The sequence below is a fragment of the Ammonicoccus luteus genome (assembly GCF_050880385.1).
Taxonomy (GTDB): domain Bacteria; phylum Actinomycetota; class Actinomycetes; order Propionibacteriales; family Propionibacteriaceae; genus Enemella.
Genome location: NZ_JBNZCI010000005.1, coordinates 66,279 through 90,739, shown reverse-complemented (window position 1 = coordinate 90,739; position 24,461 = coordinate 66,279). Strand labels below are relative to the sequence as shown.

Annotated in this window: 22 protein-coding genes; 13 read left to right on the top strand and 9 right to left on the bottom strand. The window is 69.0% G+C overall.

Going from position 1 to position 24,461, the window contains the following annotated elements:
• Nucleotides 1-26 precede the first annotated feature (26 nt).
• The 4 genes from ACQ260_RS12545 to ACQ260_RS12530 are packed head-to-tail and all read left to right on the top strand — an operon-like array spanning nucleotide 27 to nucleotide 4,091.
• The gene (locus ACQ260_RS12545; protein ID WP_432559794.1) at nucleotides 27-377 is read left to right on the top strand and encodes a holo-ACP synthase; all 351 of its coding nucleotides are present in this window, start codon (nucleotides 27-29) and stop codon (nucleotides 375-377) included.
• Nucleotides 374-1,807 (top strand): NAD(P)H-hydrate epimerase, encoded by a 1,434-nt coding sequence (locus tag ACQ260_RS12540; protein ID WP_432559793.1) that lies wholly within the window; start codon nucleotides 374-376, stop codon nucleotides 1,805-1,807. Before ACQ260_RS12545 ends, ACQ260_RS12540 begins: the two co-directional genes overlap by 4 nt.
• Nucleotides 1,804-2,979, top strand: a complete 1,176-nt coding sequence (alr, locus tag ACQ260_RS12535) for an alanine racemase (protein ID WP_432559792.1) — start codon at nucleotides 1,804-1,806, stop codon at nucleotides 2,977-2,979. Before ACQ260_RS12540 ends, alr begins: the two co-directional genes overlap by 4 nt.
• Nucleotides 2,976-4,091 (top strand): alpha/beta fold hydrolase, encoded by a 1,116-nt coding sequence (locus ACQ260_RS12530; RefSeq protein WP_432559791.1) that lies wholly within the window; start codon nucleotides 2,976-2,978, stop codon nucleotides 4,089-4,091. The genes alr and ACQ260_RS12530 overlap by 4 nt, the downstream gene beginning before the upstream one ends.
• A gap of 10 nt (nucleotides 4,092-4,101) precedes the next feature.
• Here the strand turns inward: ACQ260_RS12530 and ACQ260_RS12525 are convergent, their stop codons facing one another.
• The 6 genes from ACQ260_RS12525 to ACQ260_RS12500 all read right to left on the bottom strand — a co-directional run bounded on the left by ACQ260_RS12525 (nucleotide 4,102) and on the right by ACQ260_RS12500 (nucleotide 11,006).
• Nucleotides 4,102-5,166 carry an NAD/NADP octopine/nopaline dehydrogenase family protein gene (locus ACQ260_RS12525; protein WP_432559790.1) on the bottom strand — a complete coding sequence of 355 codons (1,065 nt, stop codon included), beginning with the start codon at nucleotides 5,164-5,166 and terminating at the stop codon, nucleotides 4,102-4,104.
• Nucleotides 5,167-5,284: 118 nt separating this feature from the next.
• Complete coding sequence (locus ACQ260_RS12520; protein WP_432559789.1) at nucleotides 5,285-6,547, bottom strand: ABC transporter ATP-binding protein; 1,263 nt, start codon at nucleotides 6,545-6,547, stop codon at nucleotides 5,285-5,287.
• A 21-nt stretch (nucleotides 6,548-6,568) separates the two neighbouring features.
• Nucleotides 6,569-7,411: a carbohydrate ABC transporter permease gene (locus tag ACQ260_RS12515; protein WP_432559788.1), complete on the bottom strand. Its 843-nt coding sequence runs from the start codon at nucleotides 7,409-7,411 to the stop codon at nucleotides 6,569-6,571.
• Nucleotides 7,411-8,412 (bottom strand): carbohydrate ABC transporter permease, encoded by a 1,002-nt coding sequence (locus tag ACQ260_RS12510; RefSeq protein WP_432559787.1) that lies wholly within the window; start codon nucleotides 8,410-8,412, stop codon nucleotides 7,411-7,413. The genes ACQ260_RS12515 and ACQ260_RS12510 overlap by 1 nt, the downstream gene beginning before the upstream one ends.
• Entirely contained in the window at nucleotides 8,409-9,707 is a 1,299-nt protein-coding gene (locus tag ACQ260_RS12505) for an extracellular solute-binding protein (RefSeq protein WP_432559786.1), read from the bottom strand. Before ACQ260_RS12505 ends, ACQ260_RS12510 begins: the two co-directional genes overlap by 4 nt.
• A gap of 168 nt (nucleotides 9,708-9,875) precedes the next feature.
• Nucleotides 9,876-11,006: a glycosyltransferase family 4 protein gene (locus ACQ260_RS12500; protein ID WP_432559785.1), complete on the bottom strand. Its 1,131-nt coding sequence runs from the start codon at nucleotides 11,004-11,006 to the stop codon at nucleotides 9,876-9,878.
• Between the two features lie 389 nt (nucleotides 11,007-11,395).
• Between ACQ260_RS12500 and ACQ260_RS12495 the strand changes: the two genes are divergently transcribed.
• Genes ACQ260_RS12495 through tsaD form a run of 5 tightly spaced genes read left to right on the top strand, consistent with a single transcriptional unit; the run spans nucleotide 11,396 to nucleotide 16,693 of the window.
• Entirely contained in the window at nucleotides 11,396-13,663 is a 2,268-nt protein-coding gene (locus ACQ260_RS12495) for a DEAD/DEAH box helicase (protein ID WP_432559784.1), read from the top strand.
• Entirely contained in the window at nucleotides 13,647-14,534 is an 888-nt protein-coding gene (gene tsaE / locus ACQ260_RS12490; protein ID WP_432559783.1) for a tRNA (adenosine(37)-N6)-threonylcarbamoyltransferase complex ATPase subunit type 1 TsaE, read from the top strand. The genes ACQ260_RS12495 and tsaE overlap by 17 nt, the downstream gene beginning before the upstream one ends.
• A complete protein-coding gene (gene tsaB, locus ACQ260_RS12485; RefSeq protein ID WP_432559782.1) occupies nucleotides 14,531-15,211 on the top strand; it encodes a tRNA (adenosine(37)-N6)-threonylcarbamoyltransferase complex dimerization subunit type 1 TsaB in 681 nt (226 codons plus the stop codon). Before tsaE ends, tsaB begins: the two co-directional genes overlap by 4 nt.
• On the top strand, nucleotides 15,208-15,651 hold the full coding sequence (locus ACQ260_RS12480; protein WP_432559781.1) for a GNAT family N-acetyltransferase: 444 nt from the start codon (nucleotides 15,208-15,210) through the stop codon (nucleotides 15,649-15,651). Before tsaB ends, ACQ260_RS12480 begins: the two co-directional genes overlap by 4 nt.
• Nucleotides 15,644-16,693 carry a tRNA (adenosine(37)-N6)-threonylcarbamoyltransferase complex transferase subunit TsaD gene (gene tsaD, locus ACQ260_RS12475; protein WP_432559780.1) on the top strand — a complete coding sequence of 350 codons (1,050 nt, stop codon included), beginning with the start codon at nucleotides 15,644-15,646 and terminating at the stop codon, nucleotides 16,691-16,693. Before ACQ260_RS12480 ends, tsaD begins: the two co-directional genes overlap by 8 nt.
• Nucleotides 16,694-16,726: 33 nt before the next feature.
• Here the strand turns inward: tsaD and ACQ260_RS12470 are convergent, their stop codons facing one another.
• Complete coding sequence (locus tag ACQ260_RS12470; RefSeq protein ID WP_432559779.1) at nucleotides 16,727-17,692, bottom strand: CE1 family esterase; 966 nt, start codon at nucleotides 17,690-17,692, stop codon at nucleotides 16,727-16,729.
• A gap of 42 nt (nucleotides 17,693-17,734) precedes the next feature.
• On the bottom strand, nucleotides 17,735-18,319 hold the full coding sequence (locus tag ACQ260_RS12465) for a TetR/AcrR family transcriptional regulator (RefSeq protein ID WP_432559778.1): 585 nt from the start codon (nucleotides 18,317-18,319) through the stop codon (nucleotides 17,735-17,737).
• A gap of 52 nt (nucleotides 18,320-18,371) precedes the next feature.
• Here ACQ260_RS12465 and ACQ260_RS12460 point away from each other — a divergent pair, with 52 nt between their 5' ends.
• Genes ACQ260_RS12460 through ACQ260_RS12445 form a run of 4 tightly spaced genes read left to right on the top strand, consistent with a single transcriptional unit; the run spans nucleotide 18,372 to nucleotide 23,215 of the window.
• The gene (locus ACQ260_RS12460) at nucleotides 18,372-19,313 is read left to right on the top strand and encodes an ABC transporter ATP-binding protein (RefSeq protein ID WP_432559777.1); all 942 of its coding nucleotides are present in this window, start codon (nucleotides 18,372-18,374) and stop codon (nucleotides 19,311-19,313) included.
• The gene (locus tag ACQ260_RS12455; RefSeq protein ID WP_432559776.1) at nucleotides 19,310-20,884 is read left to right on the top strand and encodes an ABC transporter permease; all 1,575 of its coding nucleotides are present in this window, start codon (nucleotides 19,310-19,312) and stop codon (nucleotides 20,882-20,884) included. Before ACQ260_RS12460 ends, ACQ260_RS12455 begins: the two co-directional genes overlap by 4 nt.
• Nucleotides 20,885-20,940: 56 nt before the next feature.
• On the top strand, nucleotides 20,941-22,152 hold the full coding sequence (locus tag ACQ260_RS12450) for a class I SAM-dependent methyltransferase (RefSeq protein WP_432559775.1): 1,212 nt from the start codon (nucleotides 20,941-20,943) through the stop codon (nucleotides 22,150-22,152).
• Nucleotides 22,153-22,177: 25 nt separating this feature from the next.
• Nucleotides 22,178-23,215 (top strand): alcohol dehydrogenase catalytic domain-containing protein, encoded by a 1,038-nt coding sequence (locus ACQ260_RS12445; protein WP_432559774.1) that lies wholly within the window; start codon nucleotides 22,178-22,180, stop codon nucleotides 23,213-23,215.
• Between the two features lie 101 nt (nucleotides 23,216-23,316).
• Here ACQ260_RS12445 and ACQ260_RS12440 read toward each other — a convergent pair whose 3' ends face one another.
• Nucleotides 23,317-24,363, bottom strand: coding sequence for a glycine betaine ABC transporter substrate-binding protein (locus ACQ260_RS12440; protein ID WP_432559773.1), 1,047 nt, complete (start codon nucleotides 24,361-24,363; stop codon nucleotides 23,317-23,319).
• Nucleotides 24,364-24,461: the final 98 nt, after the last annotated feature.

Below are 24,461 nucleotides of genomic sequence, written 5' to 3'. Positions count from 1 at the left end.
CGCGAGCCGCGTACTAAGTTGGACACGTGATCACCGGGATTGGCGTCGATGTATGTGAAGTAGCCCGCTTCGCTCGCGCCTGCGAGCGCCGGCCGGGATTCGCCCGCCGCTGGCTGACCGACGCGGAAGCGTCCATGCCGATGCACTCGCAGGCCGCCCGCTATGCGGCGAAGGAGGCGCTCGCCAAAGCGCTCCGCATCGAACGCGGTCTCGGCTGGCACGACGCGGAGGTGGTCTTCGACGAATTCGGCCGGCCGTCGTTCGTCATCAAGGGCTCGGTCCAGGCACGCGCCGATGCACTCGGCGTCACCCGCATCCATGTGTCGCTCTCCCACGACGCGGGCATCGCCACAGCGTTCGTAGTGTGTGAAGCATGAAGTACGCCTTCTCCACCGACGCGATCCGCGCCGCCGAGCAGGAGGTCATGGCGGTCGTCGGCGATCACGCCCTGATGCAGATCGCTGCCCGCGGGCTTGCCGTCGCGTGTGCGCAGCGGCTGCGCAGGCGCCTGGGTCGGGTCACGGGCGCTCGGGTGCTGATCGTCGTCGGGCCCGGCAACAACGGCGGCGACGGGCTGTTCGCGGGCGCCCACCTGGCGCGACGGGGAGCCGGCGTGCTCCTGCTGAGAATCACTGATCGTGCTCATCCCGACGGCTGGCGAGCGGCCGTCGCGGCCGGGGCGCGGGAGCTCGACCTCGAGGCTGCCGTGCGCGCGATTCCCGACACGGATCTGGTCGTCGATGCGGCGTTCGGCATCGGCGGGCGCGATGGCGTGAGCGGCCCTCTCGCCGAGGTGGCGGCGGCCTGCCGCGGGGTGGCGGATGTCATTGCGGTGGATCTGCCGTCGGGGTTGGGCGTCGAGACAGTACGCCCGGCTGCCGCGGTGTTCGAGGCCGACGAGACCGTCACGTTCGGCGCGTGGAAGCCGAGCCTCCTCGTGACCCCTGCCCGCGAGGTCGCGGGCCGTGTGACCTTCGTCGACATCGGACTCGAGCCGCGCGACCCCCTGCTCGCCCAGTGGGAGGCCGCCGACGTCGCGGGGGTGTGGCCGTTCCCGACGAGCCGGACGGACAAATATGCGCGCGGGGTCGTCGGCCTCGACGCCGGGTCGGCGGACTATCCCGGCGCCGGTCTGCTGGCGCTCGGCGGCGCCGTGCACGCAGGCGCCGGCATGGTGCGGTTCCTCGGGTCGGAGGCGTTGCGGGACACCGTCGTCGCGCAGTTTCCCAACGTTGTGCATGGGCCGGGACGGTGTCAGGCGTACCTTGCGGGACCAGGCTGGGGACCCCGCAACGACGGGCCGGCGGCGCTCGCGCGGGTGCTCGAGACCGGTGCGCCGAGTGTCATCGACGCCGACGCGATCGGGATGCTGCCTGATCGTGTGGACGAGCATGTGCTGCTCACCCCGCACGCGGGCGAATTGGCACGGCTCCTGGGCGTTGAGCGGGCCGATGTGGAGGATGATCCTGTCGGTCACGTCCGGGAAGCGGCCGACCGGACCGGTGCCACCGTGCTGTTGAAGGGCGCGACGCAATATGTCGCCCAGCCGGGCGAGTTCTGCGTGCACGTCCCCGTGCAGGGACCTGCGTGGACGGGTCAGGCCGGCTCGGGCGACACGCTCGCGGGCGTGTGCGCGGCACTGCTCGCTGCCGGCCTGGACACCCGGACCGCGGCCGTCGCCGGCGCCTCGGTGCAGGCGATCACTGCCCGCAGCCATCCCGGACCGCACCCGCCGCAGGTGATCGCCCGTCGCCTGCCCGACACGATTGCCGAGCTCGAATGGCTCGCCCAGGAGGCCCCGCTGTGACCAACCCCGTGACGGCCGTGATCGACCCGGCGACCGCCTCCGCAGAGATCGACCTTGCCGCGTTCAGCCGCAATGTCCGCGCCCTCGCCGGGCATGTGGCGCCGGCGGAGCTGATGGTCGTGGTCAAGGCCGACGCCTACGGCCACGGCATGATGCCGTGCGCCCGGACCGCCAGGGCGGCCGGGGCCAGCTGGCTGGGGGTTGCGACTCCCGGTGAGGCTCGCGTTCTGCGCGAGGCCGGCGACACCGGCCGACTGTTCTGCTGGCTGTTCGGGGAGGACGAGGATCTGGTCGCGCCGATCGCGCTCGACATCGATCTCGGGGTGCACCATCCGGCGCAGCTGTCGCGCGTCGTCGCGGCCGCGGCCGCGGCGGGCCGGATCGCGCGGGTCCACCTCAAGATCGACACCGGGCTGTCCCGCAACGGTTGCCCGCCGGTGCTCTGGGACGACCTGTGCAGTGACGCCCGGGCCGCGCAGGAAGCGGGTGCCGTCGAGGTCGTCGCGGTCTGGTCGCACTTCGCGGCGGCCGATGAACCCGAGCATCCTGCCAACCCGATGCAGATCGCTGCCTTCCATGCCGCGGTCGACCGGGCCCGCGCTGCCGGGTTGGCGGTGCCGATCCGGCACTTGGCCAATTCGGCAGCGGCGCTCGGCATGCCGGATGCGCGGTTCGAGCTGGTCAGGGTCGGGATCGCCGCCTATGGGGTGGATCCCGCGGACGGGGAGCTGGCCGAGCAGGCCGGCGTACCACTCGATCCCGTCATGCGCCTCCGCGCCCACCTCATCGCGACTCGCGCGGTAGCGCCGGGGACCGCGGTGTCTTATGGCCATCGCTGGGCGGCCGACGATGCGACGGTGCTGGGGTTGGTGCCCTTGGGGTACGCCGATGGCATCCCACGCGCAGCCTCCGGCTGGGGCACCGAACCGGGTGCTTCGGTGGCCGTCGCCGGACGCCGCGCGCCGATCGCGGGCACCGTGTGCATGGACCAGTTCGTGGTCGATCTCGGGCCGGACGCGCGCGAGGAGGCGGGCGACGAGGTCACCCTGTTCGGGGGTGCTGATTCGCCGAGTGCGTCCGACTGGGCTCGGGTTTGCCGCACGATCGGCTATGAGATCGTGACGCGAATCGGCAACCGGGTCCCGCGGAGGTATTCCGGAGGCGCACAGTGAGCACCCGCCGATCCAGAAACCCGTCCCGGCTCGCCCAGGGGGCCGGCTTGGTGACCGGCATTGCGGCACTCGCCGCCGGTGCGGTCGCGGCCGGCTTCGAGATCGAGCGGCGTGTCGTCGGGCAGATCTTCAAGAAGGACCGGGAGGCGCTTCCCGAACGGGAGCCATTCTTCACCCTCCGGGCGCCGGGGCCCGACGTCGTCACGCGCGACGGGGTCAGGCTGCATGTGGAGGTCGACCAGCCCGATGTCCGCCTTCCGCTCGCCGAGCGCGGCGTGACGATCGTGATGGTGCACGGCTATGTCCTGTCTCTGCACTGCTGGCATTTCATGCGCAAACACTTCCGCGGGCGACACAAGATCGTCCTCTACGACCAGCGGTCGCACGGGCGGTCGGGACGGTCGGCGGCCAAGCGGTGCCGCGTACGCCACCTCGCCCGCGACCTCAAGCTGATCCTCGACGAGACGACCGCCCAGAACGAGCCCGTGGTGCTGATGGGGCATTCCATGGGCGGCATGACGATCATGGAATTCGCCGCGCGCTATCCGGATCTGATCGGCACCAAGGTCGTCGGGGTCGCGCTGCTCAACACCTCCGGCGGCAACATGAAGAACCACTCGATCGTGAAGGGCATCCCCGGTGAGTTGTTCCCACGGCTGGTCGAGCCGTTGATGGCAGGGCTCAACCGGATCCCGACCGTCGTGGAGAAGAGTCGGAAGGCGAGCTCCGATGTGGCGTATGTCGTCACCAGGCGGGGTGGCTTCGGATCGCAGGTGCCGGGGGAGCACGTCGATTTCCTCAGCGAGATGATCTCGCTGACACCACTCGATGTGGTCGCCGATTATTATCCGGCGTTTGCCGAATTCGACGGTGGCAAGGGTCTTGAGCGGCTCACCGCTGTTGAAACCGCGGTGCTCGCCGGGGAGACGGATCAGATCATCCCCGTTGAGCATGCGTACAAGATCCTCGAGGCGCTTCCGGGAGCCGAGTCGCTGATCGTCCCCGATTCGGGGCATATGGGGATGATCGAGCATCACGTGCAATACAACGACGTCCTGCAGCGGCTGGTGGACCGCGCCGAACGGACGCTGCGGCAGCGAAACGGCGGCTGAGGCGCCTCGTTCAGAGCGCCCGCAGCTCTGCTGCGCTGAGGTCGCCGAGCCCGAGGGACTCGAGCGTCCTCGCCTGCTCGGCGCGGAAATCACGCCCGAGAACCACGTCGGTGATCTGGATGACGGCATCCATCACGGGTGTCGGGACGCCCAGACGCACCGCCAGATCCGTGAGGAAGACGAGACCGTAGCCGACGTCCTCGGTCAGATAGCGGTGATCGAGTTGGCCCTGGGCTCCGATGCCGAGAAAGCCCGGCGCTGTGGAATAGCCGGTCGAATAGTTCTCGAGGGACATATATCCCTGACGCACCCCGAGCGCCGGCTCCGACAGCACGGGCACCTCCAGGGCCGCCGCGATGGCAAGCCGCTCGCGGTCGACCGCTTCGATCAGACGGCCCACGCCCTCGGTCACGCCCTCTTCATAGAACAGGAAGTCACCGCCCCGATCGATCGGGCCGGCGTTGAGGAGGCTGACCGCGGGATGGATGACGGGGTTGCCGTTCTGCAGTGTCGTCTGGAGGACCGAGTCGGCCTTCTCGAGCGGCCAGACGTCCTCGACCATGGCGAACAGTGCGTCAGTGTCGGTCTGCGGCGTGGCCGCCAGATAGGTGGCGCGGTCCAGCCGGTGGAAGATATTGATCTGCGCGGGACCGGAGATGCGCACGGCGTAGGGCAGGGTGCTGGTCTCGCCGACGATGACGCCGCTGTCCGGGCCCAACCCGGCGAACTGGCGGAACGTGAGCGCTCCGGCGCACGAGCTCGGGCACACGAGGACCGCCATGCCGGGCTGGAGATGATCGCGGCACACCTCGGCCATGGGCGGGGTGGCGAAGGCGGGCCCGACCACCATCACGAGGTCGGCGCCGGCCAAGGTGGCAGCGATGTCATGGCTCGCGGACACGGGGGCGAAGCCTTCGAGGGCCCCGGTCGAAGTGATGCCGCCGGCAGCGGCCACCGCCGCGATCTGCGCGCCGAACTCGGGCAGATCGAACAGCGCGACCTCTCGCCCCTTCATCGCCAATTCGAATGCACAGGCCAACCCACCGTTGCCCGATCCGAGCACTGCAACTTTCATGACGCCTCCCTTGCCGCATGGTCAGCAGCAGCCTAGTCAGTGGCTGTTCACTTCCGGCGGCAGATGCACAACGGCCCCGGCACGCAGGTGCCGGGGCCGTTCTGACTATCTGCTGTGATCAACGCTGCTCGTGCTGCGCCGCGTTCTCCTTGGCACGCTCGATCTCGGCGGCCCGTTCCTTCGCAGCCTCCTCGGTGAGCCGTGCACCGGCTTCGGCGTCCCGGGTCAGGTTTTCGCCGGTCTCGGGGTCGAACACGTGCAGTTTGCGGGTGTCCATCCAGATCTCGGCGGAGTCGCCGCCGCGGATGCGGCTGGTCGAGTCGAGCGCGACGACGACCTGCGGCTGCATCTCGTCACCGTCGAGGTCCTTGGCGAGCTCGTCGAGCTTGCCCTTGACGGTCTCGTCGGGCTGATAGCGGATATAGCCGTACTGCTCGTTGCCGAGCCACTCGGTGTGGGTCAGGTCGGCCTGGAAGACCGTGCCCTTGTCCCGCACACCGTCGTCGACCAGCCTCGCGTCCTCGAAGTGTTCCGGCCGGACACCGAGGAGCACGATGTTCTTGCCCTCGGCGGCCCGATAGTGCCCCTCGGGGACCTCCAGGTCACCGAGCGGCGTGCGGAGCCTGCCGTTCTCCGCATGGGCCGGCAGGAAGTTCATCTCCGGAGACCCGATGAAGCCCGCCACGAAGAGGTTGATCGGCTGTTCATAGAGCTCGCGCGGGCTCGCGATCTGCTGCAGCACACCGCGCTTGAGCACCGCGACCCGGTCACCCAGCGTCATTGCCTCGGTCTGATCGTGCGTGACATAGACGGAGGTCGTGCCGAGCGTGCGCTGCAACTGGGCGATCTGCGTGCGCATCTGGCCACGCAGTTTGGCGTCCAGGTTGGACAGCGGCTCGTCGAACAGGAACGCGTCGGCCTCCCGGACGATCGCCCGGCCCATCGCCACGCGCTGCCGCTGACCACCGGACAGGTTGCCCGGCTTGCGCTCCAGATGCTCGTTCAGGTCGAGCATGTCTGCGGCCCGGCGCACCCGAGCGTCCAGGTCCTTCTGGTCGCCCTTGTTCTTGTTGAGCCGCAGCGGGAACGCGATGTTCTCATAGACGGTCAGGTGCGGATAGAGCGCGTAGTTCTGGAACACCATGGACAGGTTCCGGTCGCGCGGGGCGACCTCGTTCACGCGCTTGCCGTCGATGAGCAGGTCGCCGGACGTGATGTCCTCAAGGCCGACGATCATGCGCAGCAGCGTTGACTTCCCGCAGCCGGACGGCCCGACGAGGATGATGAACTCCCCATCCGCGATGTCGATGCTGACGTCGTTGATCGCGGGGAAACCGTCGTCGTATTTCTTGACCAGGTTCTTGCATTCGATGGTTGCCATGTTGGTTCGATCCTCCTGGGCTCAGCCCTTGACTGCACCCTGTGTCAGACCGGACACGATCTGACGCTGGAACAGCAGCACGATGATGACGACGGGAATGGTGACGATGATGGCGGCAGCGGAGATCGCGCCGGCCGGTTCCTCGAACTGCGAGGCGCCGGTGAAGAAGGCGAGTGCTGCCGGCACCGGACGGGCCGCCGACGTGGACGTCAGCGAGATGCCGTACACGAAATCGTTCCAGGCGATGAAGAAGGCGATGATCGCCGTGGTGAACACACCCGGGAGCGCCAGCGGAACGATCACCTTGGTGAAGGCCTGCCAGTTGGTTGCGCCGTCGACCTGTGCGGCCCGCTCCAGGTCCCAGGGGATCTGCTGGAAGAACGCGGTCAAGGTATAGATCGAGATCGGCAACGTCAGCGACAGGTAGGGGATGATCAGGCCGGGCCACGTGTCATACAGCCCGATCTGACGCCACAGGTTGAACAACGGGGTGACGATCGAGATCACCGGGAAGATCGAGACCGCCAGCGCGGAGGTCAGGATCAGGCGTTTCCCGGGGAAGTCGAGCCGGGCGATGGCGTACGCCGCGAAGGTCGCGAGCACGACCGCGATCGCCGTGGAGATAAGCGTGATGCCCAACGAGTTGACGAGCGCCGGCAGGAACAAGTCCTTGGCGTCGCCGGCGAAGATGGACTGATAGTTCTCCAGGGTCGGCGCCTTGGGCAGGAACGACCCGCCGCCCGCGAACTCCGACGACGGCTTGAACGAGTTGGCGAGGATCGACAGCACCGGCCCGAGCGCATAGATCAGCACGACGACCGCGATGACGCCCCACACGAGTCTGTTCTTGGTGGAATCCTTCATCACCGACCCCCTCCTCGACCGGCCAGGTCAACCTTGAAGCCCTTGATCGCGATGAAGCTGATCAGGATGACGCAGAGGAACAGCACGACCGACACGGCGGAACCCATGCCGATCTCCAAACGGCCGATCGACGTTCGATAGGCCAGCAACGACAACGTCTCGGTGCCATAGGCGCCGTTGGTCATGATGAAGATGTTGTCGAAGATCCGGAACGCGTCGAGCGCACGGAAGAGCACGGCCACCATGATGGCCGCCTTCATGTTCGGCAGGACGACCTTCGACATCCGCTCCCACCAGGTCGCGCCGTCGACCTTGGCGGCCTCGGTGAGCTCCCCGGGCACCTGGGCCAGGCCGGCCAGGAGCAGCAGCGAGATGAACGGGGTCGTCTTCCAGATCTCGGAGGCCATGATGACGAACAACGCCGGTCCGGTGGAGCCGAACCAAGCGGTGTCCTCGGCCACGAACGGCAGCCACGAGAACCAGTTGTTGATATAGCCGGTGTTGATGTCGAACGCATAGAACCAGGCGAACGCCGACACGACCGTGATCGTGCCGTAGGGCACCAGGATCGCGGTGCGCAGCGGGCCGCGCAGGGACTTGATCGCGTTGTTCATCACCAGGGCCAGGGCGAAGCCGAGCACCAACTCGACGGCCACCGTGATCACCGTGATCAGGATGGTGATGCCGAGGTCATACCAGAACACCGAGTCGGTCAGGATCACGCCGTAGTTGCCCAGCCCGACGAACTCCCGGTCTCCGGGAGCGGTCAGTCGGAATGAGAACAGCGAGTCATAGATCGCCTGCAGGATCGGATACATCGTCACCAGCAGCATCAGCACGAACGCGGGCCCGGCGAGGATCCACCCCAGCCGGGTTTCCGCCTTCGCCCGTTCACTCTTCACGGGCTTGCCGGCACGGCCGCGCTTCTCCAACGCGCCGGACCGTTCGGTTTCCGGTGAATCCGCCGCGCGTGCGGGGCGGGATTCCACGCTCTCAGTCACAGCAATCTCTCCCCTCGGAGGACTTCGGAGATGAAGGACTCGGTGGCCGCGGGGGTGTTCTCGCCGACGGCCTCGGCCGGGGTCCAGCGCTGCTGCACAGCGGTCGAGACCTCGTTGTAGTACTGCGTCTGCGGACGCGGCTTGGCCATCTCCAGCGATTCGCGGATCTCCGGGGCCATCGGGAACTTCTCCTTGACCGCAGCATCGTCATAGGCCGCGGTCTTCGCGGCCGGGTTGCCGTTGCTCTCGAAATAGAAAGCCTGGTTGTCGACCGATGCGATGCAGGTGATCGCCTCATAGGCAAGCTCGGGATGCTGGCTCTCCGAGCCCACACCGAGCATGATGCCGCCGAGCGGCGGAGCGGTCTCCTGATCGGCCGTCACCCGCGGATAGAGCGCCCAGCCGATGTCGTCCATCAACTCGGGTTTGGACGACTCCGTGGCCGGCCACACGAACGGCCAGTTCACCATGAAGGATCCCTTGTCGCTCTGGAAGGTCGCCATGGAGGCGCTCTCGTCGGCGGTGCTGAGACCGGGACCGCCCAGACCGTCGCGACCGATCGTGCCGATGATGCGAGCGGCCTCCTGACCCGCGGGGGTGTCGATGCCGAGCTCCACCTCGTCCTTGCCGGCGCCCGGGTTCTCGATGATGCCCTGCCCCTGGGATTCGTAGAGCGCGTTGACCCACACAGTCATGGATTCGCTGCGGACGCCCTGGACACCCAGTTGGGTCTCCGTCTCGCGGGCTGCGTCCATGATCTGGTCCCAGGTCACGGGCTGGGTCATGTCGAGGCCGGCTTTCTCGGCGACCGACTTCCGATACCACAACAACTGGGTGTTGGCCCAGAACGGGACTGCGACGACTTGGTCCTTCCAGGTGGCGCCGGCAAGGGCGCCCTCCACGACGTCCTTCGTCGTCTCGTCGATCACGTTCTGGGGAACGGGGGCAAGGAATCCCGGTTCGGCCAACTCGGGCACGAACGGGGGGTCCAGGCTCATGATGTCCATCGAGGAGTCGCCGGCTGCGAGACGCCGGGCGAGCTGCTCGCGCTGGGACGAAGCATCTCGGGGCAAGAGAGAGGTGGAGATCGCATAGCGGCCGCCCGATGCCTCGGTGCAGCGCTTGGCGATCTCGGCTTGGCCGCCATCGTCGGGGTTGATGTACCAAGTCAGCGTGGGGGCGCCGCCGTCGTCGCTTGCGCAGCCGCTCAATGCAGCGACTGCCAAGAACGAGGCGGCGAGCAGACCTGCCCCAACGCGGCGTCTTGACCGTCGGTGGTCACGCTCAGGGTGCATGGTTGAGCTCACTTCCTAGTGATCCTATGCGGGCAACATATCCATGGATCTGCTGGGGAAGGGCACTAGGGGGCACTGAATAGGGCATCGCAACCGCATCGTGACACTGCGGTCAGACCGCGGGCGTCTGCACCGCCCGAGGGCGAAAAGGTCCTAGTCCGGAGGCAGTCAGGCCACGCGGGCCAGTCGGCGGTGGGCCAAGATCGCTTCTTGGTAATGGCCCAGCAACTGCTCGCAGGTCGTCTCCCACGTGCGGTTCTCGACGGCTTCCCGAGCCTTGCGGCCGAACTCCGCGCGCTTGAAGTCATCACCCAGCAGGTCCCGCACGTGTCCCCGCATGCCGGCCAGGTCGCCGGGCGCATAGAGCCAGCCGGTGTGGGATGCGTCGATGAGGTCGATGGGTCCACCGCGTGCGGGGGCGATCGGTGGCACACCCGAGGCCTGAGCCTCCTGGATGGTCTGACAGAAGGTCTCGAGTTCGCCCGGCGCCACGAAGAGATCCATCGAGGCCAGCATCCGCGGCAGTTCGTCTCCGGTGAGTTGGCCCACGAAGACGGCGTGGGGAAGGATCTGGCGCAATTCGTCCGCCTTGGGCCCCTTGCCCACGACCACGGTGCGGGTGCCGGGCAGGTCCGCCAACACCTCGAGGTCCTCCACCTGCTTCTCCGGCGCGAGACGCCCGACATAGCCGATGAGCTTCTCGCCGTTCGGCGCGAGCTCACGACGCAGGGCCTCGTCCCGCTTCGACGGGTGGAAACGGGCGGAATCCACGCCCCGTCCCCACAGGCCCACCCGGCGTACGCCTGCCGACAGCAACTGCTGCCGCGCATAGGTCGACGGGGCCAGTGTCATGGTCGCCAGCTCGTGCACGGTCCGGAACCACTTCCACAGGAGCGGCTCGACGGCGGGCAGGCCATAGCGCGACGCATAGGACGGCACATCGGTCTGATAGATGGCGACGCTCGGCAGGCCGAGGCGCTGGCAGGCGAGGGCCGCCTGATGGCCCATGCCGATCGGGGCCGCCAGATGCACGACATCGGGACGGAAATCGGTGAAGATGCGCTCGAAGCGCCACTGCGGTGTCGTGGCGACCCGCACTTCGGCATAGCCGGGGAGTGCGACCGAGAGGACGCCGATGACCGGAAAGCCCGCGTACTCCTCCGGCAACCCAGCGGTCGCCGGAGCGATAACCATGGCTTCGTGGCCGTTGTCCCGCAGGTGTTCCAGGATCCGCATGACTGAATGCGTGACTCCGTTGACCTGGGGGAGGAACGACTCTGTGACAATCGCTACCCGCACCTCTCCAACGTAACCGCCACTTCGAGGACGTTGGGGGTCGGCGTGCCGACCTGTGACTGAACGCAGGGTGAACGTTCGGGCGCGAAATCGCCCCTGACGTTGGAGAATCCGTCATGCGGCACAGGATTTCTGTCACCCGTCATAGCGCTGGTAAACTCGCTCTGTCTCAATACGACACCCCTCTGCGCAGCGCAGTGCGGGAAGTTGGGTCAGCCCGGTTCGACCGGGGGCCCTGGGGATCGTCTCCCAAGCCCACTCTTCAATGATGGTGCGGATCGCCACGTGCGCTCCCGCCGCCACGACCGACCTTGATGCGGGTCTGTCTTCCATGGGCTCGGCCGCTGACGTATTCCTGCAGCGGACCGAGTGGTCCAGAAGATGGTGAAGACGTGTCCAAACGACCCGTGACCAAGATCAGAGGCAAGGCGAAGAGCTTCAAGGCGGACGGTACGCCCAAGAAGCGCTGGAGCGCGGCGGAGCGCGCCGCCAAAGGTCTGCCTCCGCGCAAGAGCGGTGGGCGTCCGCGCAACGAGCGGGACGGCGAGGGCTTCCGCGGCCAGCGCAGCGACCGGTTCGACCGGGGTGACCGGTTCGAGCGCGATCGCTTCGAGGGGAACGACCGTGACCAGCGTCGCGGTGACCGCGCCCGTGACGAACGCAGCCGCGACGACCGTGGTGGCCGGGACTGGCGCGAGGCGCCGCGGGGCGACCGCGGCCGGCGCTGGGACGACAATCGATCGAGCAATGACCGGCGCGACGACCGCTCGGGCGGGCGGGGCGACTCCCGCGGAGGCCGCTGGGAGGACCGCGGCGTCCGGCGCGAGTCCCGCTGGCAGGACCGTGACGATCGCAACCGGGACGATCGCAACCGGGACGATCGCAACCGGGGTGACCGCGGCCGACGAGACTTCGAGCGACGCGATCGCTGGGAGGACCGTGGCGACCGTGACGACCGCCGCTTCCGCGGCGAGGAGCGTCGTGAACACCGCGGCCCGGACAACCGACCGCGGCACAACCCGTCCTGGGAGGTCCGCGACCGCCGGCGCGAGGAACGGCGAGATCGCGACGACCGTGGCTTTCGCACCGAGCGGTCCGATGATCGCGGCTTCCGTGGTGACCGCGACGATTATCGGGGTCGGGATGACCGGGGATCATTCCGTGGGCGGGACGAGCGCCGAGGCGGTGGATTCGACCGTGATCGCGGAGAGCGCCGCGGGTTCGGCCGCCCCGAGCAGGACCGCGACGAATTCGACAGCGCTTCATCCGACCAGATGAGCTGGACCGCGACCGAGCTGGTGGACGTGGACGCCGATGCGGTGGCCGACGACGCCGGCTTCGCGGAACTGGGTGTGCCCAAGGCCCTTGTGGCCGCGCTCGAGCAGCAGGGGATCACCACCCCGTTCCCGATCCAGGCCGCCACCATCCCGGATGCGCTGGCCGGCAAGGACGTGCTGGGCCGCGGCCGCACCGGCTCGGGCAAGACCCTGGGCTTCGGTCTGCCGATGTTGGCCCGGCTCGCGAACGGCGAGGCCGCCCCGAGCGGCGCCCCGGGCGGCGTCGTGCTCGTGCCCACCCGGGAACTCGCCCTTCAGGTCGCGGACGTGCTGGCGCCGCTGGCCAAGGTCATCGGTCTGAGCACGACGCTCGTGGCCGGCGGCATGGCGTTCGGCCCCCAGATCAAGGCATTCGACCGTGGCGTGGATGTCGTGGTGGCCACCCCCGGCCGGCTCATCGACCTCATGGAGCAGGGTGTCGCGGACCTGTCGCAGGTTCAGGTCGCGGTGCTGGACGAGGCCGACCACATGGCAGATCTCGGGTTCATGACCGAGGTGACCACGATTCTCGATGCGATCCCCGTTGGCGGCCAGCGACTGCTGTTCTCTGCCACGTTGGACCGCGGGGTGGACCGGTTGGTGGAGAAATACCTGACCGATCCCGTCACCCATCAGGTCGATGAGGCCAAGGCCTCCGTCACGACCATGCACCACCACCTGCTGCACGTCCTGCCCCACGACAAGAACGCCGCCACTGCCGCTATCGCCAACCGCGAGGGCCGCACGGTCGTGTTCGTCCGCACTCAGCGCGGTGCTGATCGCGTCGCGGATCAGTTGCGGGAGGCCGGGGTGATGGCGGGCGCGTTGCACGGTGGCCTGACTCAGGGCGCCCGTGCCCGCATCCTCAAGGCGTTCAAGGAGGGCACGGTCCCGGTCCTCGTCGCGACCGATGTCGCCGCGCGCGGCATCCACGTCGACGAGGTCTCGATGGTCCTCCAGGTCGATCCGCCGATGGGCCCGAAGGACTATCTCCACCGCGCGGGCCGCACGGCGCGCGCCGGGCAGGAGGGTCATGTCGCGACGATCACGCTGCCGCACCAGCGCAAGCTGATGCGCCGCCTCACCGGCCAGGCCGGGGTCAAGGTCGAGCCGGTTCAGGTCCGTCCGGGCGATGCCCTGCTGAGCGACCTGACCGGTGCCCGTCTCCCGGAAGGCGAGCCGATCGCCGAGGAGACCTATCAGGCGCTCATCGCGCCCCCGCGCCCGGTCCGCAAGCGCGGGCCCCGCAAGAAGGGCTGGGGTCGGGACTCCTGGGACAACGAGCGCGGCGGTCGTGGTGGCCGCGGCGGGCGTTCCTTCCACCGGCGTGGCCCGCGGGACTGACGTCGTGGCGGAGCCGGAACTCGTCGAGCTCGGTCCCGAGGACCTGCCGTCGGTCACTGCCCTGCTGGGGGAGCGGCCGGCGGCGGAGTCGCGCTGGGTCGGCGTGAAGTTCGCCGAGCAACTGGTGGCTGCGGCCGGGTGGCTGGCCACCGACCACGGCGTGCGACTCCTCGGACCGGTCATCGACACCGGCATGCGCGATCAGGCGTTCGAGGACGCACTGATCGGTGCGGTCGAGGAGATCGCCGCCGAGGAAGCGGCGCTCTCCCAGCATCCGACCACAGCAGACATTCCGGTGATCGAAGCCAATGCCCGGGGCCCGCTGACCGTGGACCGGCTGCGGTCGCTCGGCTATCGCGGCGAGGTTCCGGTGCTGTGTCGCCGCTTGCCCGACCTGCTGGCCGTGCCCACCGCGGAGGCCATGCGCGCGCTCGGGCGTCACCTGGCCGGGCTGCTTCGGGCCGGCGATCTCGTGATCGCCACCGGCGATTTGGGGGCCGGCAAGACGACCCTCACCCAGGGCATCGGTGCGGGGCTGGGCGTCGACGAGCCCGTCACGTCGCCGACGTTCGTCCTGTCCCGCATCCACCCCGGCGCCGACGGCGCGCCCGACCTGGTGCACGTCGACGCCTATCGCCTCGCCGATTCCGACGAGGTCGACGACATCGACCTCGATCACGACCTCGACCGCAGCGTCACAGTCATCGAATGGGGCGCCGGACTGGCCGAGCAGCTGGTCGATCACCGCTTGGAGATCGACATCCGCCGCAGCGAGAACCCCGCCGACGAGAGCAGGCTCGTGATCCTGCGGCCGGTGGGGGAGCGCTGGGCGGGCGTCCGTCTCGTGCCCTTGGAAGGAACCGAGCAGTGACCCTCGTCCTCGGCATCGACACGTCGACCGACGTGCGCGTCGGCGTCGCCCGCGACGGTGAGATCCTCTCCCGTCGACACGTCGCCGACACCCGGCAGCACGTCGAACAGCTCATTCCGCTGACGCGGGCGGCACTGACCGACGCCGGGGCCGGGCTCGCGGACGTGGATCTCATCTGCGTCGGGCTCGGGCCCGGTCCCTTCACCGGACTGCGTGTCGGCATCGTCGCGGCGCAGACGCTGGCCTCTGTCCGCGGGATCCCGTTGCACGGCGTCTGCAGCCTCGACGTGATTGCCGCCGCGACCACCGGTCCCGCCGAGTTCGTCGTGGCTACGGATGCCCGGCGCAAGGAGCTCTATTGGGCCCGCTATGTGGTGGGCACGCCCCTCGCACAGAGGATCGACGGCCCCCACGTGACGGCCCCGGAGGACCTGCCACCCCTGCCGGTGGTCGGTCCCGGCGTGGCCGCGTACGCCGATCGCCTCCCCGCCCACGCCCAACCCGGCCCCGGGGACGAGACGGTGGATGCGGGCCTCCTGGCCGCCCTGGGCACCGCACTGCCGTCCGCCGGAAGCCAACCCCTCTATCTGCGGCGACCCGATGCCGCGGAGCCGACGCGGCGCAAGTCCGCCTTGGCGCGCACCCCCGTGCGACGCATCAAGAGGCCCCGCGCATGAGGCCCGCGCAACCGGACGACCTCAACCCGATCCTGGCGCTGGAGCACAGCGGCTTCCCGCCACGCGAACGCTGGAGCCGGGCGTCGTGGGCAAGCGAGCTCGAGGCCGACAACCGGATCGTGCTGGTCGAGGGCAGCGATGCGGTGACGGGTGTGGCGAGCGTTCAGCATGTCGGCGGGGTCGCCGAACTGAACCGCATCATCGTGGCGTCCGACGCGCGCGGCGCCGGACTGGGCCGGGCCCTGCTCGTGGCCGGGATCACCGCCGCCCGGGAGGTGGAGTGCGAGGAGATGTTGTTGGAGGTGCGCCACGACAACGCGCCCGCACTCGCTCTCTATGGCGCGAACGGGTTCGAGGAGATCGCGCGCCGGACCAACTATTACGGTGCCGGGATCGACGCGGTGATCATGCGGTTGGAACTGGAGGCGGACGATGAGTGAACCGTTGATCCTCGGGATCGAGTCCTCGTGTGACGAGACCGGGGTCGCCCTCGTGCGGGGGCGCGAGTTGCTGGCCAACGACGTCGCGTCGTCGGTCGACCAGCACGCGCGATTCGGCGGTGTGGTGCCCGAGGTCGCCAGCCGCGCCCATCTGGAGGCCATGGTCCCCACCCTCGAGCGCGCCTGCGCGGCCGCCGATGTCAGACTCGACGACATCGACGCGATCGCCGTGACGGCCGGTCCCGGGTTGATGGGCGCACTCGTGGTCGGCGTCTCGGCCGCGAAGGCGCTGGCGCTTGCGCTGGACAAGCCGCTCTATGGCGTGAACCACTTGGCCGCCCACGTGGCGGTGGATCTGCTGGAAGCCGGCGAACTGCCGGTGCCGGCGATCGCGCTGCTGGTCTCCGGTGGGCACACCTCGCTGCTGAAGGTCGACCATCTGACCGATGCGGGTGGCATCACCGAGTTGGGTGCGACGATCGACGATGCTGCGGGAGAGGCCTACGACAAGGTGGCGCGTCTGCTCGGACTCGGCTATCCGGGCGGCCCGATCATCGACCGGCTCGCAGCCGACGGGGACCCGAAGGCCATCAGGTTCCCGCGCGGCCTGACCGCGCGCCACGACCTCGAGAAACACCGCTTCGACTTCTCGTTCTCCGGGCTCAAGACCGCGGTCGCGCGGTGGGTCGAGACCGCCGAGTTGGCAGGCCGCGACATTCCGGTCGCCGACGTCTGCGCCTCGTTCCAGGAGGCCGTGTGCGATGTGCTGTCGGCGAAGGCCGTCGATGCATGTCGTGAGCACGGGATCCCGACACTGCTGCTCGGTGGGGGTGTCGCAGCGAACTCCCGGCTGCGTGGGCTGCTGAGGGAGCGGTGTGCCGAGCACGGCATCACGCTCCGGCGTCCCCGTCCCGGACTGTGCACCGACAACGGAGCGATGATCGCGGTGCTCGGGGCCGAGTTGATGAAAGCCGGGCGGTCCGAGTCGGGACTGGAGTTCGGCGCGGAATCCGGGCTGCCCGTGTCACGGGTGCTCGTCTGAGCCAAGCGGTCCCCGCGCGAGGCGGCAGTGCTGTCAGCGCGACCCGATGGGTGCGTTGATCTGCGCCAGGAATTCCCACATGGCATTGGGCCCGTGGAAACTGCTCAACGGGAAGTTGTGGGTCTCGTTCTCGACGGCAACCAGACGGACTGGATGCTCGCCGGCCCACTCGGTGATGTGCACGCGGTCCGGGCCGGCGATGGGCGTGGGCGGGCCGGCGTGGTTGACATCCGCGTACCACTGCGCGCCCGCCTCAGCCGACATCACCTCGCCCCGGCTCCCGCCCGGGCCGAAGACCCGCACCTCCCCGCCCTCAAAGGGGTTAACGCTATCCTGCATCCCCTGAATGAAGAGGGCCGGCATGGGGGAGTTCTGGTCGTCACAGCTCTGGTTGTGGGGAGCGGGCGGATTCGCCGCCACGATCGTGATGGCGCTGACGAGATCATCGGCTTCGCGCCCCAGGCGCATCGCCATGTGCCCGCCACTGGAATAGCCCGCGGCGAACACTCGCTCCCTGTCGATTGCCCCGCGGCCCAGGTCGCCCTCCAGCCGATCGATGATGGTCCGGGCGAACCCGACGTCGTCCAGTTCCCGCTCCTTGGCCGCCCAGCGGCCCTCTCGACGGCACTCGTTCCAGTTGTGCTCATAACCATCCGGATAGGCGATGATCACCCCGTTCTCGTCGGCGATCCGCTCGAAATATGACCCCACCCAAGCGCGGATGCCCTGCGCGGTGTCGCCGGACCCGTGGAACAGCACGATCACCGCGGCCGGCCCGTCGAGCCGCGCCGGGACATAGGTCAGCCACGTGCGGTCCAACTCGTTCAGCGACGCGGTGTGCGAGCTGAGCGCCCCCTGCCGGGCGACCTCATTGATCCCCGGTGAGGTGCGGGGTGACGGTGAGATCCCGGACAGGGTCGTGCAGGCAGTCAGGAACACGAGCGTGAGCGAAGCGGTCAGGGCAGCGAGCGCGCGAGGGCGGCGGCGGGCGTCGTCCATGGCCACCACCATGCCAAGCCCGCCAGCACCCGTGGTCGCGGCTCAGCCCGCGGTCGCCGGGCTCACCAGTGTCAGCCGCGCGCGGAGATAGTCGCCGAGCGAGCCCTCGGCGCCCGCCCGATACCAGCATTCGATGGCTGCGATCAGGCCCCATAGAAGGCTCGCCACGCGGATTCGTGCTTCGTCCGGCGCATAGTCGTGGTGTGGAGACGCCAGCACCATGCCCGTGAGGTCGTCCACCCAGCGATCCACCGACACCAGCGCTGCGGCTCGGACGGTGGGAACGTCGAACCACAACTTCGTGCGGCGAAGCGTCAACTCGGCATCGCGGCGGAAGTGGTCGTGGTCGATCAATGCCAGCGCTTGGTCGGCGACCTCCTGGAGGGAGTGTTCGGCCAGTGCCTCCTCGACGGCCTCGAAGAGCAGATCGTCGTGCTCGTCGTGGATGACGAGCCCCTCCTTGGTGCCGAAATAGCGATAGACCGTGCTCGGCGAGACGTCCGCCGCCGCCGCGATCTCCTCCACCCGCACCGCGTTGAAACCGCGTTCCTCGAACAGGTCGATCGCAACCAGTTGGACGTGTCGCATCGTTGCGGCCTTCTTGCGGTCCCGGAGCGATTCGGCCATGGATCCCTCATTTCTGACAGTGACTCTCACCTTAGCTGTTATAGTCACTGTCATGAGACAGTCACTCTCAAAAGAAAGTGAATCCCAAGTTGTCGCAGCGCGAGGACTGGTCAAGCGGTTCGGGCGCGCCCGGGCCCTGGATGGGCTCGACCTGACGGTCGAAAAGGGGGAATCCCATGGCTTCCTGGGCTCCAATGGCGCGGGCAAGTCCACGACGATCCGGGCGATCCTCGGGCAACTGCGGCTCGATGCCGGCTCGCTGTCCGTGTTCGGGCGGCATCCCCGCCGGGACGCAGTGGCGATTCACGCGCAGTTGGCCTACGTCCCGGGCGACACCGCTCTCTGGCCCGGCCTGACCGGCGGGGAGTGCATCGACCTCATCGGCCGGTTCTCCGGGCGACAGGACCGGCGCCGGCGTGACGAACTGATCGACGCATTCGAGCTAGACCCGACCAAGCGCGCCCGCAGCTATTCCAAGGGCAACCGTCAGAAGGTCGCCCTGGTCGCGGCGCTGGCCACCCGCGCGCCGCTCCTGCTCCTGGACGAACCCACCTCGGGACTCGACCCGGTGATGGAATCGGTGTTCGTGGCGGAGGTGCGCCGCGCCCGGGATGACGGTGCCACCGTCCTGCTCTCCAGCCACATCCTCGACGAGGTCGAGGCGCTCTGTGACCGGGTCACGATCATCCGCGGTGGCCGGACGGTCAGCACGGGCACACTCGCCGATCTCCGCGCCCACACGAGTTCCACCATCGACGTCACCACACCGGCGCCGTTCCCCGCGCCGCCCGGCGCCGGCAGTGTGACCACCCGGGCGCTCGCAACCGGCGTACGCACCACCTTCACCATCCACCCCGCCGCCCTTCCGGACGCACTCACCGTCGTCGCGCAGGCCCGGCCGGTCCACGTGGTGGTGCGGCCCCCGTCGCTGGACGAATTGTTCCTGGAGCACTATGTGGACGAGAAGGGCCAAGATGCGGAGGCGGCGGCATGACCGGGACCTGGGTCGTGGTCCGAGGGCACCTGCGCACCGGGTGGCTCGGGCTGCTGATGTGGGCGGGCGCGATGGCGGCGCTGGTCACAGCGATCGCCTCGGGCGTCGCCTCCCTCTATCCCACCCAGGAAGCCCGTGACCTCTATGCGGCGACGATGGGCGCGTCGCCCGCCGGCATCGCTTTCAACGGGCGCTGGCACGACCTCATGACGCTCGGGGGCATCGCCACCTATGAGATCGGATTCATGGGGCTGCTGCTCCTGCCGCCGATCGCGCTCCACCTCACGATCTCGCGCACGCGCACCGAGGAGGACTCCGGCCGTGCCGAGCTCCTCACCGCGGGCCGCATCGGCCGGCTCGCGCCCGTGGCGGGCGGCCTGGTGGTCGTGACGCTGACGGCGGCGGTCTTCGCCCTGCTGTCGTTCGGCGGCCTGGTGCTGGTGGGGCTGCCCCGGGCGGGTGCCGGATGGTACGCGGGGTCGCTCGGTCTGTTCGTCTGGTGGTTCGGTGCACTCGGGCTGGTGGTAGCCCAGGTCGGGCGGACTGCGCGCACGGCGATGGGGCTCGGTCTCGCGGTGGCGCTTGGCATGTTCCTTGTGCGTGCGGTGCTCGACGGCCGGGGGATCCAGGCTGCGTGGGCCACGCCGATGGGGTGGTTGCCGGAGGTGCGGCCGTTCTCGGGCACTCCGTCGCCGTGGCCACTGGCCGGATTCGCCGTGACCGGCGCGGTCCTGGTCGGGGCCGCCGGATTGATTGCGGCCCGACGCGATCTCGGCTCCGGCGTGCTGGCCCCCACGCCCGGCCCGCCCCGAGGGTCCCGCCTTCTGGGCCATCCCCTCGGGGTGGCGTGGCGGCTCACCCGTGGGGGTGCTCTCGGATGGATGCTCGGCCTGCTCGTCTGGGGCGTTGCGATCGGCACTCTCACCGGAGAGATGGCGGATCTCGTCCGCACCAATCCGGGACTCGCACAGCTGCTCGGGACGGGCAGGCCGGAGGACATCGTCACCGCGCTGGCCGCCGTCGTGATTGCGCTGGGGGGCGGGGCGTTCGGGCTCCAGGCGCTGGGGGTGCTGCAGGCGGAAGAGGCGACCGGCCGGCTGGCCCTGCTGTCCGCGGCGCCGATGGCGCGGGCGCGGGTCTGGGCCTCCTGGTGGATCGCGATCGGGGCACAGGTCTCCGCGGTGGTGGTGGCGGGTTCGGTCGGTCTCGGTGTCACCACTGGCGTGGTCACCGATCAGACGGGGGCGCTGGGGGATGCGATGGTGGCGGCGGGGGCGTACCTTCCCGCGATCCTCGCCCTCGTGTCCCTCGCCGCGTTCGCCGGGACGGTCGTGCCCGCCGGGCTCGCGGTTGGTTGGGTGCTGTTGGCCTGGACGGCCGTCGTCGCGTTGCTCGCCGACACTCTCCGATTGCCGGAGTGGTCGCGTCGGTTATCGGTCCTGGACCAGGTGGGTCGCGTGCCGATTGATCCGGTCGACACCCTGGCGGTCGCCGTCGCCGGCGGTGCGGCGAGTCTGGTGTTGCTCGCGGCCACCGGGGTGGGCTGGGTCCGCGACCTTCGGGCGGGGTGATCGGTCCGCTGAGCCCTGGCTGTCGCCTTCCACCGGCTGCTGGGAGAGTGGGGGTCATGGATCCGGAGGTCGCGCGTCGGTTGGTTTCGGAGGAGGGTACGCAGGCGCTGGCGGCCGCGGCCGCGCAGGCAGATCCTGGCTCTCTGAGCGCGGCAACCGCCCTGCGGAAGCGCTTCGATCCGGCTCTCGCGGCGGCTGCGCTCGCGCAGGAGGCCCTGCGTCGACGGGCGGCCACCAAATTCGGCGACTCGGCGCGACGTCTGTTCCTCACCCCCGATGGGCTGGAGCAAGCCACGCGACCGGACGTCGCGCGCTGGCGCGCCGAGCGCATGGTCGCAGCCGGAGTGCGACGGGTCCTGGACCTCGGCTGCGGCATTGGGACGGATGCGCTGGCCATGGCTGCGGTCGGTCTCGACGTGGTCGCAGTCGACCGGGACGAGACCGCCGCAGTGCTGGCCGCCGCAAACCTCGCCCGACACGGTGAGCGCCGTGAGGGCATCGGACCGGCGACGGTTCGGCACGCCGATGCGACGGCGGTGGACCTCGAGGACCGGACCGTGTTCTGCGACCCCGCACGCAGGACCGGAGCCGGGCGCACGTGGCAGATCGGGGATTTCAGCCCGCCTTGGGAGTTCGTGACCGGCCTCCTGGCCCGCGCAGAGGGCGCGTGCCTCAAGCTCGGACCCGGTTTGCCGCATCGACTGATTCCGCCGAACACGCTCACCGAGTGGGTCTCCCACAATGGCGACCTCGTGGAGGCGTGCATCTGGTCGTCGGCGCTCGCCGACGGCCGCGTCGGGCGTGCTGCCCGGCTCCTTCCGAACCGCGGCGAGCTCCGGGTTGACCCGGAGGCTCCCGACCCTCCTGTCGGCGACCCGCAGCGCTATCTCCACGAGCCCGAGCCGGGCGTACTCGCCTCGGGCGCGCTCCCGACACTCGCCGCCATGACCGGGGCAGCGCGGGTCCATCCCGAGATCGCCTACCTGACCACCGACACGCCGGTGGACTCTCCCTTCTGGACGACCTTCGAGATCCGTGACTCCTTCCCCTGGCGGGAGAAGGATCTCCGGCGCTGGGTGGGCGAGCACGCGATCGGGACGCTCGAGATCAAGAAGCGCGGCATCGACGTGGACCCCGCGGCGCTCCGGCGACGTCTGCGCCCCAAGGGGCCCGGGCGGGCCACGATCGTGATAACTCCGACCCTCGGGAGGGCGCAGGTGCTCGTGGTCGAACGCGTTGATGCCCCGGCCCGGGACGGGTCTGGTTAGGCTGGTTCCGACTGAGGAGGAGCCGATGGAGATCCCGAGCACGATGCGTGCGAGCGTCCTGCGTGGCGTCCGCAATCTTGCGGTCGAAGAACGGGACGTGCCCGTGCCGGGGCCGGAAGAGGTGCTGATCCGCGTGGCCGCTGCCGCGGTGTCGGGCGCGGACGTCCAGCTGTATGCCACTGGCCGTTTGCGTGGCACCCCGTTGCGCGGACCGCTGGTGCTCGGCCGCACGGCTGCCGGGCATATCGCGGCCGTCGGTGAAGGCGTGCCCGCCGACCGGATTGGTGAGCTCGTGGCCCTCGAACCGTTGCGGATCTGCCGGCATTGTCCGCAGTGCAGGCAAGGGCGATACAACCTCTGCCAGACCGCGACGTTTCTCGGCACACCCGGCTGCGACGGGGTGTTCGCGGAATATGTGACGCACCCCGCGGACTTCGCCCACCCCGTGCCGAACGGCGTGCCCGTGCCTGCCGCCGTGGTGTCCGAGCCCACCGCGATCGCGCTCGCTGCGCTGCACAAGGCGGACATCGGGGCGGGCTCCAAGGTGCTGGTCGCCGGGGCCGGGCCCATCGGGTTGATCACGGTGGCTGTCGCCAAGGCTCTGGGTGCTGTCGAGGTCGCGATCAGCGACCTGTCGGGCGAACGGCTCCAGCGGGCGCAGGCGATGGGGGCCACGGATACCTTCAACATGGCACGGGCCGGCATCGTCATCCCGTCCGCCCACTTCGACGCCTTTATCGAATGCTCGGGATCGGCGGCCGCGATCCGTCGGGGCTTTCCCGGCGTCCGACCGGCCGGGCACGTGGTGCTCGTCGGGCGTGGGGCGGACGAGGTCGCGCTGCCGATCACCCTGATGCAGAACCGCGAGCTCGCCGTCCACGGATCATTTCGCTATGCCAACACGTTCCCCATCGCGATCGCGATGATTGCGGCGGACCGCGTGCCCACCGAGGGTCTGATCGGTGACCGCTTCACGCTCGAGCAACTGGATTCGGCTCTCGACCCAACCCGCGCCGCGACCGGGATGAAGGCCTATCTCGAGATCGGTGACATGTCTGCCTGACTTCCGTCCCGCAGAATTGAGACAGGGCCGGCACCCACACTCGGGGGCCGGCCCTGTTCCGCGCGGTTGGTGTCGCGCGGTTGGTGTCACACGGTCAGGTGTCAGCTGCCCAACTCGCCCTTGACCAGGCGGTCTGCAAAGTCGGGATGCTGCTCGAGCCACTGCGCAACCGCCGCGTCATGGTCGTTGCCGCCGTGGTGCTCGGGGCTCATCATGAAGTTCTCGAGCTCGGCGAGCTCATCGTCGGTGAGGACGAGGTTCTTCACGATCTGCGCCGCCTTCGGGCTGCTCTCCGCGAACGCCTGGCTGCCGGCCGAGGAGACCACCTCGGCGCCACCCATTGCGCCCTTCGGGTCCTCCAGATCACGCATCGGATAGGCGCTGTAGGCCCAGTGCGGACGCCACAGCGTCACCACGACGTTCTCGTTCGCCTTGGTCGCGCGATCGACCTGGGCGAGCATCGCGGGCGTCGAGGACACGACGAACTCGTAGTCGTCCAAGCCGTATTCCGGGATCGCCTTCTCGCGCGTCTGCTTGGTCAGACCGGCGCCCGCCTCGATGCCGAAGAGCTTGCCGCCGTAGTCCTGCGACATCGTCGCCAGGTCTTCGATGGTGCGGGCCGGCGAGGAGTCATTGACGGCGATGGTGAGCTTGGCGTTGTCGTACCAGCAACCCAGGTGGGTCAGCTGGTCGCCGAACTGTTCGATGTACTGCGGGTGCGTTACCGGCATCCACACGTCGGTAATCACATCGATGTCTCCGCGCGCGGTGCCGGCGAAGGCCGGAGCGGCCTCGAAGGCGTCGACCTTGACCGTGTAGCCGTTCTGCTCCAGCACGGCCTTCAGCAGGTGCGCGGTCGCGAAGGACTCGTCCCAGCCGTTGAACGCGCCGACCGTGAGTTCCGTGTCGCCGTCCTCGGGGAGGCCGCTCGCATCCTCGGCATGCTGGCCGGGGCTGCACTCGGCCCAGGCGGACGCTGCGGACTCGGTCGGCTGGGTGCCGCCGCCGTCGGTGCCGTTACCCGGCTGTGCACCGGTGCCCGTGTTCGAGGCGCCACAGCCGGCCAGCAGCAGGGCGCCGGCAAGAGCGAGTGCGGCGAGAGAGGCCCGCTTGCCGCGGCCCCCCAGCCCGTGTTCGTTCGTTGTCATGCGTTGCTCCGTTCTGGTGTGATAGTCGGATCGATCGGGGTGGTCTGGTCGGTCGGCTCGGCTGCGGTCGGGTTGTCGGTCGTCTTGTCGCCGGAGGT